The sequence below is a fragment of the Streptomyces ipomoeae 91-03 genome, from assembly GCF_000317595.1.
Classification (GTDB): Bacteria; Actinomycetota; Actinomycetes; order Streptomycetales; family Streptomycetaceae; genus Streptomyces; species Streptomyces ipomoeae.
In genome coordinates this window covers 1-16,577 of the sequence record NZ_AEJC01000370.1, presented here as the reverse complement: position 1 = coordinate 16,577, position 16,577 = coordinate 1, and the positions used below count along the sequence as shown (strand labels likewise).

Annotated in this window: 17 protein-coding genes; 5 read left to right on the top strand and 12 right to left on the bottom strand. The window is 70.6% G+C overall.

Annotated elements, in window-relative coordinates; all coding sequences use genetic code 11:
* Positions 1-448: 448 nt before the first annotated feature.
* A complete protein-coding gene (locus tag STRIP9103_RS23825) occupies positions 449-2,320 on the bottom strand; it encodes an immunity 49 family protein (protein WP_009320899.1) in 1,872 nt (623 codons plus the stop codon).
* Positions 2,321-2,388: 68 nt separating this feature from the next.
* Between STRIP9103_RS23825 and STRIP9103_RS23820 the strand changes: the two genes are divergently transcribed.
* The 3 genes from STRIP9103_RS23820 to STRIP9103_RS23810 are packed head-to-tail and all read left to right on the top strand — an operon-like array spanning position 2,389 to position 3,926.
* A complete protein-coding gene (locus STRIP9103_RS23820) occupies positions 2,389-3,009 on the top strand; it encodes a S1 RNA-binding domain-containing protein (RefSeq protein WP_374011058.1) in 621 nt (206 codons plus the stop codon).
* The gene (locus STRIP9103_RS23815) at positions 3,009-3,344 is read left to right on the top strand and encodes a VOC family protein (protein ID WP_009320931.1); all 336 of its coding nucleotides are present in this window, start codon (positions 3,009-3,011) and stop codon (positions 3,342-3,344) included. Before STRIP9103_RS23820 ends, STRIP9103_RS23815 begins: the two co-directional genes overlap by 1 nt.
* Before the next feature lie 39 nt (positions 3,345-3,383).
* The gene (locus STRIP9103_RS23810) at positions 3,384-3,926 is read left to right on the top strand and encodes an HAD domain-containing protein (protein ID WP_048820843.1); all 543 of its coding nucleotides are present in this window, start codon (positions 3,384-3,386) and stop codon (positions 3,924-3,926) included.
* 18 nt (positions 3,927-3,944) lie between these two features.
* On the opposite strand, the gene STRIP9103_RS23805 is transcribed toward STRIP9103_RS23810, so the two are convergent.
* The 3 genes from STRIP9103_RS23805 to STRIP9103_RS23795 are packed head-to-tail and all read right to left on the bottom strand — an operon-like array spanning position 3,945 to position 4,917.
* Entirely contained in the window at positions 3,945-4,223 is a 279-nt protein-coding gene (locus STRIP9103_RS23805; RefSeq protein ID WP_009320875.1) for a DUF397 domain-containing protein, read from the bottom strand.
* Positions 4,216-4,422, bottom strand: coding sequence for a DUF397 domain-containing protein (locus tag STRIP9103_RS23800; protein WP_009320897.1), 207 nt, complete (start codon positions 4,420-4,422; stop codon positions 4,216-4,218). The genes STRIP9103_RS23805 and STRIP9103_RS23800 overlap by 8 nt, the downstream gene beginning before the upstream one ends.
* Before the next feature lie 3 nt (positions 4,423-4,425).
* Complete coding sequence (locus STRIP9103_RS23795) at positions 4,426-4,917, bottom strand: Scr1 family TA system antitoxin-like transcriptional regulator (RefSeq protein WP_048820842.1); 492 nt, start codon at positions 4,915-4,917, stop codon at positions 4,426-4,428.
* 345 nt (positions 4,918-5,262) lie between these two features.
* On the opposite strand from STRIP9103_RS23795, the gene STRIP9103_RS23790 reads away from it, so the two are divergent.
* Positions 5,263-6,270: a C40 family peptidase gene (locus STRIP9103_RS23790; protein WP_234022275.1), complete on the top strand. Its 1,008-nt coding sequence runs from the start codon at positions 5,263-5,265 to the stop codon at positions 6,268-6,270.
* Between the two features lie 236 nt (positions 6,271-6,506).
* Positions 6,507-7,232: a phosphatase PAP2 family protein gene (locus tag STRIP9103_RS23785; protein ID WP_009320935.1), complete on the top strand. Its 726-nt coding sequence runs from the start codon at positions 6,507-6,509 to the stop codon at positions 7,230-7,232.
* Between the two features lie 120 nt (positions 7,233-7,352).
* On the opposite strand, the gene STRIP9103_RS23780 is transcribed toward STRIP9103_RS23785, so the two are convergent.
* From STRIP9103_RS23780 to STRIP9103_RS23745, 8 genes are all read right to left on the bottom strand, one after another.
* Entirely contained in the window at positions 7,353-8,588 is a 1,236-nt protein-coding gene (locus STRIP9103_RS23780; RefSeq protein WP_009320907.1) for an IS701 family transposase, read from the bottom strand.
* A 57-nt stretch (positions 8,589-8,645) separates the two neighbouring features.
* Positions 8,646-9,074, bottom strand: coding sequence for an NUDIX hydrolase (locus tag STRIP9103_RS23775; protein ID WP_048820853.1), 429 nt, complete (start codon positions 9,072-9,074; stop codon positions 8,646-8,648).
* A 44-nt stretch (positions 9,075-9,118) separates the two neighbouring features.
* The gene (locus STRIP9103_RS23770) at positions 9,119-10,381 is read right to left on the bottom strand and encodes a CHAD domain-containing protein (RefSeq protein WP_009320911.1); all 1,263 of its coding nucleotides are present in this window, start codon (positions 10,379-10,381) and stop codon (positions 9,119-9,121) included.
* A complete protein-coding gene (locus STRIP9103_RS23765; protein ID WP_063747311.1) occupies positions 10,362-12,596 on the bottom strand; it encodes an RNA degradosome polyphosphate kinase in 2,235 nt (744 codons plus the stop codon). The genes STRIP9103_RS23770 and STRIP9103_RS23765 overlap by 20 nt, the downstream gene beginning before the upstream one ends.
* A gap of 543 nt (positions 12,597-13,139) precedes the next feature.
* Positions 13,140-14,138: an ABC transporter permease gene (locus STRIP9103_RS23760; protein WP_009320891.1), complete on the bottom strand. Its 999-nt coding sequence runs from the start codon at positions 14,136-14,138 to the stop codon at positions 13,140-13,142.
* Positions 14,135-15,187, bottom strand: coding sequence for a hypothetical protein (locus STRIP9103_RS23755; protein ID WP_009320883.1), 1,053 nt, complete (start codon positions 15,185-15,187; stop codon positions 14,135-14,137). Before STRIP9103_RS23755 ends, STRIP9103_RS23760 begins: the two co-directional genes overlap by 4 nt.
* Positions 15,184-16,143 (bottom strand): ABC transporter ATP-binding protein, encoded by a 960-nt coding sequence (locus STRIP9103_RS23750; RefSeq protein WP_009320901.1) that lies wholly within the window; start codon positions 16,141-16,143, stop codon positions 15,184-15,186. The genes STRIP9103_RS23755 and STRIP9103_RS23750 overlap by 4 nt, the downstream gene beginning before the upstream one ends.
* The gene (locus STRIP9103_RS23745; protein WP_048820851.1) at positions 16,140-16,526 is read right to left on the bottom strand and encodes a GntR family transcriptional regulator; all 387 of its coding nucleotides are present in this window, start codon (positions 16,524-16,526) and stop codon (positions 16,140-16,142) included. The genes STRIP9103_RS23750 and STRIP9103_RS23745 overlap by 4 nt, the downstream gene beginning before the upstream one ends.
* Positions 16,527-16,577 lie beyond the last annotated feature (51 nt).

Genomic DNA, 16,577 nt, shown 5'->3' with positions numbered 1-16,577 from the left:
CTCTGGCGCGGGTGCGCAGAGGTCAGGCCCATTCTCGCTGACAATGACGCTGTCGTATGTCGACTTGGCGTCATTGATTGGCGGGTTTCGTACGTATCCCTTGTCTCCGGGCCGCGTGGGGTCCTAACGGGGGACGCGGAACCGTACACGAAGGGTCGTATCGTCACTCTGTGTATCACGGCAGGTCATGCCGGGCAACGAGGTCGAACCGGAACCTGTGCTGTGGTTCCGTCGTTATTGCTCTTTCGTGCTGTCGCTTCACGCCTTCATTTCGCGCCGGGGCTCAGCTTTTGACGGGGTGTCGGATGGGGGCCTGGGTTCGGTGGGCTGGGTGTCGTACGGGGTTCGAGTGTGCCTGATGTGGGTGTAAGGGCTGTGTGTGGGGCGCGGTGGTGTGGGCCGTGCTGACGTTCGCGGGGCGGGGCGAGGTCAACGCCTGAGGCGGCCCTCAGAAGGGCTTGGCCGACTGGAGGAGGCGGGGTGGGAGGTAGGGGGTGGTGATCCGGATGGGCCAGCCTCGGCGGCGGGCGTGGCAGGTCAGGGCGAGGATGTCCAGGTTGAGGGCGGCGTCGGAGGTGTCGGCGCGGTCGGCGATGCGGTAGTGGTCACGATGGGATTCGAGGGCGTCCAGCAGGGCCAGGTTGAAGCTCTCCGCGTCGCCTTCCACCAGCTGGGAGAAGAGGATCGTGGGGGGTGGGAAGAAGCCCCGGTTCTTGGCCTTCTCGTGGTCCTGCAGGGCCTTGTCCGTGAGGGGTTCGGGGTCCTCCGCGCCCTGGAGGTAGATGAGGAGGGCCTTGCGGTAGGAGCCGAACGCGGAGTCGTCGTTCCTGAGGCGGGCGGGGCCGGCCAGGACGACGGGGGCCAGGTGTTCGCGGACGCCGGTGATCAGCGCGAGGTTCGCCGCGGTCTGCCAGGCGCCGGGGCCGACCTGGTCGCCGTGGTACGCCGGGTAGGTGAGGCCGCGGCCGGCGATGGTCACGTCGACCTGCGTGCCGGGCTCGGCGAGGGTCGTACGGAAGAGGGCGGCGCCCATCTCGGCGGCGAGGCGGAGGTTGGCGAGCTGCTGGTCCGTGACGTCGGCGGAGAGTGAGGCGCGGGCCTTGAGGAGGATGTTCCGGTAGGTGAGGCTCTGGGCCAGGCGGGGTGCGGACAGGGGCTTTCCGTCGACCCGGGTCAGGCCCTCCAGCGCGTACTCCTCGAAGTAGGCCTCGCTCTGCGGGTGCAGGGGCTGCGGGTTGTCCGGGCGTTCCAGGTGCACCGGCCCGGCGGCCAGTTCCGCCACCGCGTCCGGGCGCCTGTCGCGGCCGTACTCCTTCACCCGTGGGCCGGGGCTCTCGAAACCGGTGACCAGGGCGTGTGGGAGGTAGTCGGTGTCTATGGGGGGCTCCCAGCCCTCCTGGCGGTAGGCGAGGGCCGTCAGCGCGAGCGGGACGAGGGGGAGCAGGCTGCTGGGGCGGGCGCTCGGGCCGGAGAGGGTGCTGTACGGGTGCAGCAGCTCGGCCAGATGGGTGCGGAAGGCGGCCTGGTCGCATGCGGTGAGGGCGCGCAGGGCGTGGAGCGCGGTGGTGTGGGGGTGAGAGAGGAGGCCCTGGGCGCCGCCGGTCATGTGGTCCAGGGTGCGGATGCGGGCGACGGCGGTGTCCAGGGCGGTGAGCTTCTCCGTCCTGGAGGGCGGGTGGTTCGCGTCGTCGTCTCCGGTGTCGCCGATGACGTACGCCATGAAGCCGTTGATCAGTTCGACCGGCGGGCGACCGGCTCCGCCCTCCTGGGATGCCTCGCGGGCGAAGTGGAAGGCCTCGCCGTGGTGTTCGGCCTTGTCGGAGAGGATGGCCAGACAGAAGGCGTCGAGCCACTGGTGGGGGGTGAGGGTGGTGGGCCGCCGGGTGCCTTGCGCGACCGGGTTGTCTGCCGGTTGGGCTGCCGGGTTGTGTGCCGCTTGGGCTGCCGGGTTGTGTGCCGGTTTATCTGACGGGTTCTCCTCCGGGTTCTCTTCCGGCTCGTATGTGATGCCGAAGTTCATGTAGGGGAGGAAGACGTGGAAGCGGTCGTGGCCGTGGTACGCCGTGTACGCGACCGCGCCGGTCGCGGCCTCGGTGGCGTCGTCGAGGACCGCCTTCGCCTCCGGGGTGTGGAGGTCGGGGGTTTCCACGGAGAGGGCGGCGAGGTATTCGACGAGCTCTTCCGAGAGCAGCCACCATTCGTCTGCCGTCATCGGGCCGGCCTTCGACATGGAGCGGAGCTGGGTGCCGATCCTGTTGAAGAAGTCCTGGCGGACGGCCGTGATCGCCGCGGCGCCGACTCGGTGGCGTTCTATGCGCACGTGTTGCTCCCCGTTAGTTGATCTTGGGGCCAGCGTAGGGCTTGTTCGGGTGCGTGAGGGGAGGGGTGGTGGTTCGGTTGAGGGCTGTCGAGACTCCGGAGCTCTGGGAGTTTCTGGGCGGGCTACGGGTCGGTGAGGTTCTTTCCGGCACGGTCGCCTCGATCGAGAGCTTCGGGGTGTTCGTGGCGCTGGACGACGGGCCCGCCCATCCGATCTTTCCCGGCGTCGGTTTCATCACCTTCCCCGAACTCTCCTGGCGGCATTTCTCCGATCCCTCGGACGTCGTGCGGGTCGGGGAGCGGGTGTCCTGCGAGTTCCTGCAGTTCGACACCTGGAACGGGGAGGCCCGGCTGTCGTTGCGGGCCATGCGGCCGGATCCTTTCCGGGAGTTCGCCGACCGTGCTGAGGCGGGTCGGGTGTTGCGGGGGCGGGTCACCAAGCTGATCCCGTTCGGGGTGTTCGTGGAGGTGGCCGACGGGGTGACGGGGCTCGTTCACCTGAGCGAGCTCACGGAGGAGGCTGTGGAGACGCCGGACGGGGTCGTCGAGGTCGGGGACGAGGTCACGGTCGTGGTCCTGGAACTCGACCTGGAGCGACGGAGGTTGACCCTCTCCCGGATACGGGCCGGGGGCGGACTCCGCGGTCAGCAAGGCTGGGACGACGAGGGGGCCTCTGAGACCCTGGCCTGATGCTGCGCATCGGATCGATCGTGTTGAACGTGTCCGACATCGGCCGGGCCTCCGCCTTCTGGAGCGCCGCCCTCGGCCACACCCCCCGCCCCGGCCGACCGGAGGTGCTGGCGCCGTCCGGCGGGGACGGGCCGCTCCTCTGGCTGGACGAGGACGACCGTACGCATCTCGACCTCTGGACCGACAGTGCCGAGGAGCAGCGGGCCGAGGTGGAGCGGTTGCTGGCGCTCGGGGCCACGCGGGTGGAGTGGGAGTACCCCGACGGCGCGGACTTCGTCGTACTCGCCGACCCCGAGGGCAACCTCTTCTGCGTGATCGACACGGCCGCCGAGTGATCCGTCGGCCCTGACCGTTGCCGCCGGTAGCGTGGGGGAATGGTCGAATTCGTGCAGCGGCCACTGCTCTTCCTGGACGTCGACGGGACGCTTCTGCCGTACGGCGGAGCGGCGACGCCGGCGACCGCCGGGCAGTGGGGGCAGTGGCAGCACACGTCCAATCCGCAGCTGGCCAAGCTCGTGCCGGGGCATGGGCCGCGGTTGCTGGCTCTGCCCTGTGAGCTGGTGTGGGCCACCGCGTGGATGCATGACGCCAACGAGGTGATCGCCCCGCTGCTCGGGCTGCCGGAGTTGCCCGTGGCCGATCTGCCGGACGCGGAGCCGGACGCGGAGTCGGACGCGGAGGAGGAGGGCGCGGCGGGCGGGCCGCACTGGAAGACACGGGCTCTGGTCGAGATCGCGCTCGGTCGGCCCTTCGTCTGGGTCGACGACGAGATCAGCGACCTCGATCGTGTCTTCGTGGCAGCGCGGCATCAGGGGCAGGTCCTCCTCCACCGCGTCGACTCCGCCGTCGGGCTCACGGACGCCGACTTCGCCGCGATCGACGACTGGCTGCGGGGGGTTGTCTTCGGAGGCCTGTGATGCGGAAAGGGGGGCGGCTCAGTCCTCCACCGGCTTCGGCGTCGGTTCGAAGCCCTCGACGCCCTCCACGAAGTGGTCGAACTCGCCTGCCTGTACGCCCAGTACGAAGGCGTCCCACTTACGGCGGTTCGTCGTGACCACGTTGTCCGGGTCGCTCGTCTCACGGATGTAGACGGGGGCCTCTGGGTCGTCCTCGCCGTCGCCTTCACCGAAGGCCAGTTCGATCCAGGGGCCGGGGCCGGTCGCGTCCTCGGGGGCGGCGCGGATCCAGTCGAGGTCCTCGGGGATGTCAGACACAGGGGGACTTCTCCTCTTTGAGTACGTCGAGCAGGGCGCGGGACCCCTCCGGGGTGGTGCCGAGCACGGCTCGCGCGGGGTCGGCGGATTCGGTGAGGTGGATGGTGGGGGTTGGGGCAGGGGAGCCGGTGGATACGCGGACGCGGGACGCGCCTTCGGAGCAGTGGGACGACTTCTGCCAAGGGGTGGTCATCGACATGCCTCACATCTCTCGCATCACGTTGTGGATGAGGTCCCGGGTCTGCTCGAGGCTGAGGGCGACGGCGTCGATCCGGTCGAAGAGCGTCCGGTACTTGTGCAACTGGGCCTCGGCGCCGAGGAACACGAGGCCGTGGGATTGGTCGAGACAGATGGTGTCCAACTGCGGCAACGGTCCGTACGCGTAGTGGACCGACTGCCCGGACCCCGGGCAGGCACCGGCGCCGAAGGCGATGGCGCGGATGCGCGGGGCCGCTTCGTGGATGATTCCGTTGTACGGGGTGGGGTTCTCGTCTCGGAAGAGGATCGCCTGCCGTTCGCGGGTGCGCGTCATGCGGGTCAGGGCTTCGACGAGAACCTTGTCCGGGCACTCGTAGTGACAGGCGAGCATGCGGACTCGGTCGGGGCTCACGCCCATGCGGCCGGCCTCCATGTTGCCGACCTGGTTCTGCTCGATGCCCAGCGGACGGGCCGCCTCTGTCGGTGGAGCTTCCATCCAACTCCCCTCTGTCACCAAGGACTTCCATGGCCACGGTATCCCCCTCCTGGAACCACGCCCTGCGCCTTCCCCGCGCCCCCCGCTCCCCCGGCGTCGGACGGGCCACCCTTCGGGCCGTGCTCGGGGCCCATGGGCTCGGTCGGTACATCCCCGTCGCGGAGTCGGCGGCGACCGAGTGGCGTGTCGCCGTGTGGGATCGGGACCGGACTGTCGCGCGGGGGCGGGGGCTCGCGGGGTGGCAAGTTGTGGTGGGTCGACCGCGGGGGCGTTGAGTGATCGTTCCGTAGAAGGGCCCCCGGCTCTACACTTGCCGTCGGCGGACTCGCGGGCGGTGAGGGGCGGTTGACGGTGCGTAAGGCATGGATCGTGGTGATCGCCGCTGCCAGCGCCGGGGTCAGCTTTGTGATGCTGCTCGTCGTCGGTGTGTACATGGTCGCCGGGAATCTCGCCAACGGGGTCGGCGGGAAGTCCGTCGGGCTGGCCAAGGGGGCGGTACCCGCCGCTTATCAGGCGCTCGTACAGAAATGGGGCAATCTGTGCGATGCCATCAATCCGGCGTTGCTGGCCGCGCAGCTGTATCAGGAGAGCGGGTTCAATCCGAAGGCGCAGAGTCCGGCGGCGGCTCAGGGCATCGCTCAATTCATTCCGGGGACCTGGGCGACGCACGGACTCGACGGTGACGGAGACGGCGACCGTGACGTCTGGGACCCGAATGACGCGATTCCGTCGGCCGCTTCGTACGACTGCAAGCTCGCGTCCTATGTGAAGGACGTGCCGGGTGATCCGACGGCGAACATGCTCGCTTCCTACAACGCGGGCGCGTACGCCGTCATCAAGTACGGGGGCGTCCCGCCGTACAAGGAGACCCAGAACTACGTCAAGACGATCACCACGCTCTCGGAGAGTTTCGCGGCGCCGGTGACCCGGGTCGACCCCAGCGAGCAGGCCGCCGGGGCCATCGCCTTCGCGCAGAAGAAGCTCGGCACGCCCTACCTCTGGGGCGGTAACGGCACCGCTGACCAGGGTGGACGCTTCGACTGCTCGGGGCTGACGAAGGCGGCGTACGAGAGTGTGGGGATCACGCTGCCGCGTGTCGCGAACGATCAGTACAACGCCGGGCCGCATCCGTCCCGGGACGAACTGCTGCCGGGCGATCTCGTGTTCTTCTCGGACGACCTCACCAACTCCCGGGCCATTCGGCACGTCGGGATCTATGTGGGGGGCGGATACATGATTGACGCTCCCCGGCCCGGGGCGGTCATCCGATTTGATCCGATTGATACCCCCGACTACTTCGGGGCCACCCGAGTCACCGAAGATGGCGCGAAAGCGTTGCCCACGACGGTCTGACAGGGCCGTAATTCTCCGTGAACCCCTGCCCTGAGCTGCAGCGACGTGTCTCTCTTCGATAACGTCTGAGTGATCATTCAGTGGAGGGTGGAACGCATTGAAGGGGAGTGTGCGTTCCTATTCGACGTAGCACGTTGACGAAAGCGGACGCGGACTACGTACACCACGGGGGTGGCAGTGGCGCGGCGCACGTAAGGGTGCGGTCGCCAGAACGATGACGAAAGGGCCGCAGCACGATGGCTGGACTCGCCGCGCATGCCGCACTCGCCGCTGAATCCGGATCCAACCCCGACGTCGAGCTGCTGTACGACATCAATGGTCTGGCCAAGGACGCGCCGGCCTGGTTCGACCGTGTCATGGAGTTCGTCGGTGAGTACGGGCTCCTCTTCGTCATGGTCCTGCTGATCCTGTGGTGCTGGTGGGGCGTACGGAAGCGGGGCGGGGAGGATGCCGCCTCCTCCGTGGCCGCGCTGGTGTGGGCGCCGTTGGCCGCCGGGGTCGCCGTACTGGTCAATGTGCCGATACGTGGGTTCGTCGAGCGGCCTCGGCCCTTCCTCGATCACGAGGGGCTGGAGGTGCTCGTCTCCGGCAAGACCGACTACTCGTTCGTCAGCGATCACGCGACGCTGATCATGGCGATGGCTGTGGGGTTGTTCGTCGCCAACCGGAAGCTCGGGCTGATCGGGCTCGTGGTCGCGCTGTTCGGGGGGCTCATCCGGGTCTACATGGGGGTGCACTACCCGACGGACGTGGTGGGCGGGTTCGCGCTGGGGACGGCTGTGGCGTTGCTGCTGTCGCCGCTTGCCATGGCGCTGTTGACGCCGGTGATGAAGGCCGTGGAGCGGTCGCCTCGGCTGGGGTGGGTTGTGCGGGCTCGGGGGCGGGATGGGCGGCGGGCCGTGATTCCGGGGGCGCGGGTTGAGTCGGCCGTGACGGATTCGGAGCGGGATCTGGCGGCCTAGTAGGGCTTGGTTAGGTTGGGGCCGGCGTGTCGTATCGGGTCCAGGGTCTTCGGCAGGTGGGGCATGTTCCTGCCCAGCAGACGAGGAGGACTTGGAGCTCGGCCACAACCTGGTAGGTCGTCAGGCCGTGGCCGCTGCTGGCGGGCACAGCCGCTCCAGGGTGCAGAACGCCTGCGCCACCGAGGCCAGGGTGACGTGCCGCAGGAAGCCGTTGAAGGTGCGGCCTTCGAAGTGGCCCAGTCCCAGGGCGGTCTTCAGTTCCCGGTAGTCGTGCTCCACCCGCCAGCGGATCTTCGCCGCACGCACCAGGTGCCGCAGCGGGGTGTCAGCCGGCAGGGTGGACAGCCAGTACTTCACCGGCTGTTCCTCCCCGGCGGGCCACTCGGCCAGCAGCCAGCACACCGGAAGGTCCGCGCCCCGGTGCGCCCGGCGCAGGCGGACCCCGGCCGGGCGCACCCGCAGTGCGGCGAACCGCGAGCGCAGCGGCCCCTTGGAGCCCTGGCGCCAGGTCACCCGGTGCAGGGCGCCGCGCCCGATGCCCAGGACCAGCTCGCGCACCGCGACGGGCTGGTCCCGGTAGCGCACAACGGGCTTGCGGCCGGTGCCCGACCAGGCAGGGGCGGTGCGCGTGGCGGTCTCGGGCAGGACCGCGGTGTCCGAGCGCGCCCCGACCACGTAGGCGATGCCGCGCTCGGTCAGCGCCTCGCGGAAGGCCCCGTCCTGCCCGTAGCCCTCGTCGGCCACCACCAGCGGCGGCTCCAGGCCCCAGCAGCGCAGCTCGTCGACCATGTCGACGGCCAGCTGCCACTTCTCGGCATGCCCCACGCCGGCGGGGATCCGGGCCCGGCGCCGCCTGTGCTCCGCCCGGCCGGCCTCCTCGGCGGCCGCGGCGGCCGCATCCCACGCGGCCGGCAGGAACAGCCGCCGGTTCACCGGGCAGGAGGCGGCATCGGTGACCAGGTGCACGCTCGGCGCGACCTGGCAGTTCGCGGTTTTGCCCAACGCCCCGCAGCACTGCGCGGCCACGCCCGGGGAGGCGTGCCCGTCCTTGGGGAAGGACACGTCATCGACCACCCAGGCATCCGGGCGGATGACCGGCTCCATCCTCCAGGCCACCTCGGCCAGCACCATCTGGTGCGACCACGGGGAGTCGGCCAGGAACTGCTGCAGCCCCTGCCGGTCCACCCCCAGCCGGGCCGCCATCGGCTCCATCGACTTGCGCCGCCCCTCGCCGAGCAGCCCCCGCACATACCGCTCGCCCCACCGCCGCCGGTCAACCCGCCCCAGCGGGGCGAACACCTCGGCCGCGAACGCCGCCAGCCGGTCCTGGGCCTCCACCAGCTCCTGCGGGGTCATGGCCCTCACCCCCGCGAGGCCGACACGCTATTCCCCATCCAAGATAACCAAGCCCTACTAGTTGCCCGCTCCGGCCTTGTGGAAGGTGTCGAGGAACGAGGAGACCACCGCACGGTCTTTCTCGTGCGTGAGTCGCTGCATAGCGGCCTCTGGGGGCAGCCAGAGGAGTTCGGAGACTTCGCGGTTGGGGGTGAAGGTCCCGCCTGTTGCTTCGGCCGCCCAGTAGCGCACTTGCTTGGGGCGGTGCTGGGCGTCGACGTAGTGGACGGCGGGGAGTTCCGGCCCGAGGGCGCATGTCATGCCGGTTTCCTCAAGCACTTCGCGGACGGCCCCGTCGCGGGGATCTTCACCGCGCTTGAGCTTGCCCTTGGGAAGTGACCAATCTGCCCACTTTGGCCGGTAGACCAGGGCGAGTTCGATCCCCTCACCGGCGGGCGAGCGGCGCCACAGGACACAGCCCGCCGCGTTGATGATGTGGCCGGTCATGTGCCCGGTGGTGTGGCCGGTGGTGTGGCCCGTCGTGTGGTCGGTCAAGGGGTGCTCACCGCCTCCTTCTGCCAGGACTGCTGGAACGCGAAACGGGCCGCCTCCACTTCGTGGCGCTGGTCGGCGTGGAGGACGCCGAGGGCGTAGGCCGTGGCCGGGGCGATGCGCGGGGTGCGGGCGGCGGCGGCTGCCGCCGAGGCCGCCTCGGAGGCGTCGCGGTGGCGGTTGAGGGCCTCGCCGGCGGCGAGGAGGCGCAGGTTCACCGGGACCGACTCGGGGTGCAGGACCTCCAGGGCGTAGCGGTGCAGGCGGAGCAGCAGGCGTACCTGGTGCCAGGGGGCGTCCTGGGGGTGGGGCGCGGTGTCGGGGGAGAGGCCGTGGATGAGGGCCTCGGCGTTGTAGGGGTGGCCGGCGGTGAGCAGGGGAAGGCCGGCGACCGCGTCGCAGAGGCGGTCGTGGGCGGCGGCGGCCAGGGGGCGCAGGTCGGTGGTGGCCGCGGCGGGGGTGAGCGGGACCTCGCTGGCCAGGACGGCGACGTTGTCCGCGATGGCGTGGAAGCGGGATGAGCCGAGGGCTTGGAGGGCTGCGGAGTGGGCTCGGGTGCGGGCGAGGGTGAGCTGGCGGTCGAGCAGGGCGCCTGCTTTCGCGGCGCCTACGGTCAGGCTGCTGCGGTCCGGGGTGGCCGGGGGGTGGTTGCCTGGCCCGGCGGCGCCGGGTTCCTCCCCCAGTGCCTTGAAGGCCTGGGAGGTGCCCCCAGCGCCCACCCGTTCCGCCCCAGCGGAACGACTGCCCGCAGCGGGGGAGGCGGTGGAACGACTGCCTACAGCGGAGGCGGTGGCGGAACGACTGCCCGCAGCGGTGGCGGTGGCGGTGGAACGGCCGGGTGGTGTCGACTGGGACGGGAACGCGGCCGTCGCTCCCGACAGGCGGTGCAGGGCCGCCACCAGACGGTCCAGGCGGGCCGCGTAGGCGTGTTCGCGGCCCAACGTGCCGGAGAGCCAGGCGAGTTCGGGGCGGAGGGATTCCGACCAGCTCTCGTCGAGGAGGGGGCGGAAGGTGTGCAGCGTGCCGCTGATGCGGCGGGCCGAGCGGCGCAGGGCGAGGGCCGCTTCGGTGGGTTCCTCGGCTCCGTTCTCCCCCGCTCGCGACTGCGCTCGGGCGGGGGCACCCCCACCGCCCCCGCCGGTCTCCCGGTGGGCGCGCAGCGCGCGGAGGAACTCCGTGGCCTGGGCCCGCAGATAGCCGACGAGGGCATCCGCGGGCACGGCGGCCGTGGTGTTCGTGGGGTCAAGGTGTTGCTGTGCCACGCCGGCGCCTCCGGGCGTCAATGAGCATCTCCTGGACGTTGCGCAGGGGCTGGCCGTCCGGGTCGGTCGAGTGCCGGGTCCACTCGCCGTCCGGGCCGAGGTGCCAGGAGGAGGTCGTGTCGGACATACCGGTCTCCAGCAGGCGGTTGAGGGCCGCCCGGTGGGCCGGGTCGGTGACCCGTACCAGGGCCTCGATCCGGCGGTCGAGGTTGCGGTGCATCATGTCGGCGCTGCCGATCCACACCTCGGGCTCACCGCCGTTGCCGAAGCCGAAGACCCGGGAGTGTTCGAGGAAGCGTCCGAGGACGGACCGGACCCGGACGTTCTCCGAGAGACCGGGGACGCCCGGTCGTACGGCGCAGATGCCGCGCACCCAGATGTCGACCGGCACACCGGCCTGCGAGGCCCGGTAGCAGGCGTCGATGACGGCCTCGTCCACCATCGAGTTGACCTTGATACGGACATGCGCGGGACGTCCGGCGCGGTGGTGCTGGACCTCCTTGTTGATACGGGAGACCAGGCCGTCGCGCAGGGATTTGGGGGCGACGAGGAGACGGCGGTACGTCTCGCGGCGCGAGTAGCCGGAGAGCCGGTTGAAGAGGTCGGAGAGGTCCGCGCCGACCTGCGGGTCCGCCGTCAGCAGGCCCAGGTCCTCGTAGAGGCGGGCCGTCTTCGGGTGGTAGTTGCCCGTGCCGACGTGGGAGTAACGGCGCAGGGTCTCGCCCTCCTGACGGACCACCAGCGACAGCTTGCAGTGGGTCTTCAGGCCCACCAGGCCGTACACGACGTGGCAGCCCGCCTCCTCCAGCTTGCGGGCCCACTTGATGTTGGCCTGCTCGTCGAAGCGGGCCTTGATCTCGACCAGCACCAGGACCTGCTTGCCGGACTCGGCGGCGTCGATCAGCGCGTCCACGATCGGGGAGTCGCCGGAGGTGCGGTACAGGGTCTGCTTGATGGCGAGGACGTCCGGGTCACCGGCGGCCTGCTCCAGGAAGGCCTGCACGGAGGTGGAGAACGAGTCGTACGGGTGGTGCAGCAGGACGTCGCGTTCGCGCAGGGCGGCGAATATGTCGGGCGCCGACGCCGACTCCACCTCCGCCAGGTCGCGGTGGGTGCCGGCGATGAACTTCGGGTACTTCAGCTCGGGCCGGTCGAGCCCGGAGATGCCGAAGAGACCGGTGAGGTCCAGCGGGCCCGGCAGCGGGTACACCTCGGCCTCGGAGATCTTCAGCTCGCGGACCAGCAGGTCGAGGACGTACTGGTCGATGGACTCCTCGACCTCCAGGCGCACCGGCGGCCCGAAGCGGCGCCGCATGAGCTCCTTCTCCAGGGCCTGGAGCAGGTTCTCGGCGTCGTCCTCCTCGACCTCCAGGTCCTCGTTGCGGGTGAGGCGGAAGGTGTGGTGCTCAAGCACCTCCATGCCCGGGAACAGCTCCTCCAGGTGCGCCGCGATGACGTCCTCGATCGGCACGTACCGGTTCGGGGAGGCCTCCAGGAAGCGGGAGAGCAGCGGCGGGACCTTCACACGGGCGAAGTGCCGGTGGCCCGAGACCGGGTTTCGGACGACGACCGCGAGGTTCAGCGAGAGACCCGAGATGTACGGGAAGGGGTGCGCGGGGTCCACGGCGAGCGGCGTGAGGACCGGGAAGATCTGGTGGCGGAAGAGGGTGAACAGGCGGGCCTGCTCCTTCTCCGTCAGCTCGCTCCAGCGGACCAGGTGGATGCCCTCCTCCGCCAGCGCGGGGGCGACGTCCTCGTGGAAGCAGGCGGCGTGCCGGGCCATCAGCTCGCGCGAACGGGCCCAGATCATCTCCAGCACCTCACGGGGCTGGAGCCCGGAGGCGGACCTCGTGGCGACACCGGTGGCGATACGGCGCTTCAGACCGGCCACCCGGACCATGAAGAACTCGTCCAGGTTGCTGGCGAAGATCGCCAGGAAGTTCGCTCGTTCGAGCAGCGGCGTGCCCGGGTCCTCGGCGAGTTCGAGGACCCGCTCGTTGAAGGCGAGCCAGCTGCGCTCCCGGTCGAGGAAGCGGCCCTGCGGCAGCCGGTCGCCTTCGTGGACGCCGTCCTCGTAGACATCGAGATCAGCGTCGATGTCGGGTTCCAGGTCGGAGACCACGGCGGCCACCGTGTGCGGGCGGTGGGCGGCGATGGAGCCGACGGACGGCTGAACGTGCTGTACCTGGGTCGCCTGGGCGTTGGTCTGGCTCATGGGACCATTCTTCCGCGCCGCGAGCATCACGGGCGCGTCGGACAGGGCTGGTGGGAGCGTCGCGGGGCGGGTGGCGACGTTCTCGGCGATGTCCGCGTCGATCCTGGCGACGACGTCCGCGACGATGTCACCGCCGGCGTGGGCGGTGACACCCGCTGCGACAGCCGCGGCGGCTTCGTGGTGGGCGCTCCCCGCACTCTTCCCGTTGCTGGGGCCGTGGTGTGGGGGCGGCGACGGCTCGGGCACGACCGGGTTCATTGACGCAGCGTCGCAAGGCCGTCTGAATCACCGGTTACAGAGATCTTACGTGCGGGATAGCGCGGAGAGGACCGCCGGTGCCGTGAAGGGCCCACTTCCCGCTCCGGCGTACGCCGTTGTCATGTCGTACGCCCTTGTTGTCATGTCGTATGGCCTTGTCCCGTCCTACGCCTTCGGTACGCCCCTCCCCCCGTAGGAGGGGCGTACCGGGTCAGGTGGTCCGGGGCCTCGGCCGGGTCGCGGCGGCCGTCGGTCGGTCGGCCGCCGGCCGTTGCCGGTCGGCCGTCAGCGGGCCGTGCGGCGGCGGAGGAGCCAGAAGGCGGTGGCTGTGGCGAGGGCGGTGACGGTGAGGACGACGCCGGTGGCCATGAGGTGCAGGGGCCAGAAGTGCGAGGGCGGGTGGATGTCGGCGTACAGGCCGGTGATGTCGTGGTCGGCCATGCACGCGGAGAGGGAATCCTCGGTCTCGGCGCCGAAGCAGCTCAGGAGGTCGGAGTCGGCCCGGCTGCCCGACTGCGTGATCACGCCGAGGTCGATGTGCTGCGCGTTGTTCGGCACCTTGGCGGCGGCTGAGCCCGTGAGCCGCTCGGTCGGCCACAGCCAGGTGGTGCGCCGGTCGAGATACACGTGGAACCAGAGCATGAACCCGAAGGCCACGGCGAGCGCCGGCAGTGCGCGCTTCAGGGCGACGCCCGCCAGCGCACCGACGGCCAGCCCGCACAGCGCGTACGCCACGGTCATGGGACCGAGGGCCACCATGGGGTCCGGGTAGTACCACTCGTAGCCGTACGTCACCTCCTTCTGTGACCACACCCACCGGAAGAGCAGCACCAGCACGCTCGTGCCGAGGGCCAGCACCACGGCCGGTACGGCCAGCTTGGCGGCCAGCCAGCGGATGGGGGTGACCGACTGCGTCCACGCCAGCTGGGCCGTCCCCCGCTCCAGCTCCCGGCCGGTCAGCGAGGCACCGGCCCAGGCGGCCACGCCATAGGTGAGGTACGCGATGAGCGTGGACACCATGCTGACGCCCGTGCTGTACGTCATCGCCGACTCCAGGTCGACGCACCCGCCGGCCCCGCACGAGGCCGCCTCGTCCCGCACGGAGGGCAGGGTGACGAGCCGCAGCCACAGCAGCCATCCGGCCAGGCCCAGCACGTACACGCCCCAGACGAGCAGCGCCGAGCGGTGCACTCGCAGAGTGGCCCAGGTCAGGCCATGTGGACCACCGCTGCGGGGGCCGCCGGGCGCGGTGGCGGCCGGGGTGGTGAGGGCGGCGGTGGTCATGAGGTGCCTCCCTTACGGCGTGGGGTGTGGCCCGTGGGGCGCGCGGTGTCCCCTGTCTGGCGGCGGAGCAGGCGGAAGGCGGCGTAGACCAGGGTGGCGGTGATGGTGAGGGCGATGCCGGTCTCGACGAGTTGGAGGGGCCAGAAGTGGGAGGAGGGGTGGAAGTCGGCGTAGAAGCCGACCACGTCGGTTCTGCCGCAGGCGGTGCCCGTGCAGCCCGTATCCGAGAGGCGGTCGCCGGAGGTGGTGAGGAGGCCGCGGTCGACGAGTTCGCCCGTCCAGTTCGGGTCCCCGGACTTGGAGACGAGGGTTTCCACCGGCCACAGGGCGCTGCGGTACGACTCGAGCGTGCTCATGACCGTGCCCGTGGCCAGGACGCCGACGGCGAGCGCGGGCAGTGAGCGGCGGATCAGCAGGCCCGCGACGGTGCCGACGGCCAGGCCCAGCAGGGCGTAGGCGGCGGCGAGTGTGCCGTGTGCCGTGAACGTCGAGGAGTTGAACCAGTCCCGGGTTCCCAGAGCCCGGCGGATGTCGGCGTCCGACGACCACAGCAGGCGGTTCAGCAGGGTCAGCAGGACCGTCCCCGAGATGAGCAGCGCGGCCGGAACGGCGAGCTTGGCGGCCAGCCAGTGGGCCGGCCGGACCGACTGCGTCCAGGCCAGCCGCGCCGTACCGCTCTCCAGCTCACGGCCGATGAGGGCACCGCCCGCCCAGGCGCCGACCAGGAGCGGGGCGATGTTGAGGGCGAAGGTGCCCAGGGTGACGGCCCAGTCGTAGCGATCGTGGGCGGGGCCCGTCTCGCAGTAGTCGGCACTCGCGCAGTCGCTCTTCAGGTACTCCGCCCAGGCCGCGTCCACCCCCGGCCCCGCGGCCCACAGCAGCGCACCGGCGGTCAGGACCACCAGCAGGCCCCAGAACCACAGCGCCGACTGGTGCAGGCGGAACATGGCCCGGACGAGGCTGCGGGTCGGGCGAGCCGGAGCTGCCGGGTGGGCGGTGGCAGGGGCCGGTGGTGTCGGTGCCTCGGCGGTGGTGGTGGCGGCGCTCATACGGCGGCCTCCCGCATCTCGGACCCGTCGCCGTTGCCGTTGCCGCGGGGGTCGCCTTCGCCGTACTCGTCCTCGTCCTTGTCGTCGGAGTCCGTGAGCGTCAGCGCCGGAGCCTGTGGTGACCTCAGGTGGGCGAGGACCAGCTCCTCCAGCGTCGGTTCGGCGGTCTGCCAGCCGGAGCCCAGGGGGCCCTGTGGGCGTACCAGCGCCGTGAGCTGACGGCCCGTCGTGCGGGACTCGACGACGGTGTGCGGGGCGAGGTCGCCGGCCGGGCCGGTGACCAGGGTGTGTGCGGCGAGGAGTTCGTCCAGTGGACCGGCGAGGCGGACCCGGCCGTCGCCCAGGAGGAACAAGTGGTCGCAGGAGCCCTCCAGTTCGGCGACGACATGGGAGGACATGACGACGGTGGTGCCGTGCTCGGCGGAGTCGGCGAGGAGGGTGCCCATCAGCTGGTGGCGGGCGAGCGGGTCGAGGTCGGCCATCGGCTCGTCCAGGAGCAGCAGTTCGGGCCGCTTGCCGAGGGCCAGGGCGAGCGCGACGCGGGTGCGCTGACCACCGGAGAGCGAGCGGATCCTGGCGTCCGGGTCCAGCGCACCCTCGGTCACCACGCCCTCGGCGACGGCCGCGTCCCAGCGCCGGGGGTTGAGCTCCCGGCCCAGGCGCAGGGTCTCGGCGACGGTGAGCTGGGGGTACAGGGGCTTGTCCTGGGCGACGTACGCGATGCGCTCGCGGGCCGCCGCCGGGGTCGTACCGAGCACGGTGATGCTGCCCTCGGTGGGGGCGAGCAGACCGGCCGCGTGGGCCAGCAGTGTCGACTTGCCGGCGCCGTTCGGCCCGACGACCGCGCAGACGCGGCCCGCCGGGAGCCGCAACGTGCAGTCGCGCAGCGCCCAGCCCTTCTGCCGCCACCCGAATTTCTTGCCGAGCCCGGCCGCCTCCATGGCGGTGTCGGTCATGCCTCGTCCCCCTTGAAATGATCTTCCAGTACGGAGTTGAACAGCGCGGCCACGTCGTCCCGTTCGAGTCCCGCCTCGCGGGCGCGGTCCGTCCAGGCGGACAGCTCGGCACGCAACGGGGAGTCCGCGGGGGCGGACCCCAGCGACTTCCGTACGAACGTGCCGAGACCGCGCCGCGCCTCGACCAGGCCTTCGCGTTCCAGTTCGCGGTAGGCCTTCAGGACCGTGTTCGGGTTGATGGCCGTGGCCTCCACGACCTCTCGGGCCGTGGGCAACTTGTCCCCCGGTTCCAGCAGGCCGAGGCGGAGGGCCTGTTTGGTCTGCTGGACGATCTGCAGGTAGGTGGCGACCCCGCTGCGTCGGTCGATCCGGTACTCGACCACGTCCACCACCCTTTCACTAATTGAGTAGTGAAAGGGTGGCGCAAGAGAGGG

Coding starts and splice junctions, on each gene's coding strand:
- STRIP9103_RS23815 (WP_009320931.1), top strand. CDS start 3,009: ATGCTGCGCATCGGATCGATCGTGTTGAACGTGTCCGACATCGGCCGG.
- STRIP9103_RS23810 (WP_048820843.1), top strand. CDS start 3,384: ATGGTCGAATTCGTGCAGCGGCCACTGCTCTTCCTGGACGTCGACGGG.
- STRIP9103_RS23800 (WP_009320897.1), bottom strand. CDS start 4,422: ATGTCGATGACCACCCCTTGGCAGAAGTCGTCCCACTGCTCCGAAGGC.
- STRIP9103_RS23795 (WP_048820842.1), bottom strand. CDS start 4,917: ATGGAAGCTCCACCGACAGAGGCGGCCCGTCCGCTGGGCATCGAGCAG.
- STRIP9103_RS23785 (WP_009320935.1), top strand. CDS start 6,507: ATGGCTGGACTCGCCGCGCATGCCGCACTCGCCGCTGAATCCGGATCC.
- STRIP9103_RS23780 (WP_009320907.1), bottom strand. CDS start 8,588: ATGACCCCGCAGGAGCTGGTGGAGGCCCAGGACCGGCTGGCGGCGTTC.
- STRIP9103_RS23775 (WP_048820853.1), bottom strand. CDS start 9,074: ATGACCGGCCACATCATCAACGCGGCGGGCTGTGTCCTGTGGCGCCGC.
- STRIP9103_RS23765 (WP_063747311.1), bottom strand. CDS start 12,596: ATGAGCCAGACCAACGCCCAGGCGACCCAGGTACAGCACGTTCAGCCG.
- STRIP9103_RS23760 (WP_009320891.1), bottom strand. CDS start 14,138: ATGACCACCGCCGCCCTCACCACCCCGGCCGCCACCGCGCCCGGCGGC.
- STRIP9103_RS23755 (WP_009320883.1), bottom strand. CDS start 15,187: ATGAGCGCCGCCACCACCACCGCCGAGGCACCGACACCACCGGCCCCT.
- STRIP9103_RS23750 (WP_009320901.1), bottom strand. CDS start 16,143: ATGACCGACACCGCCATGGAGGCGGCCGGGCTCGGCAAGAAATTCGGG.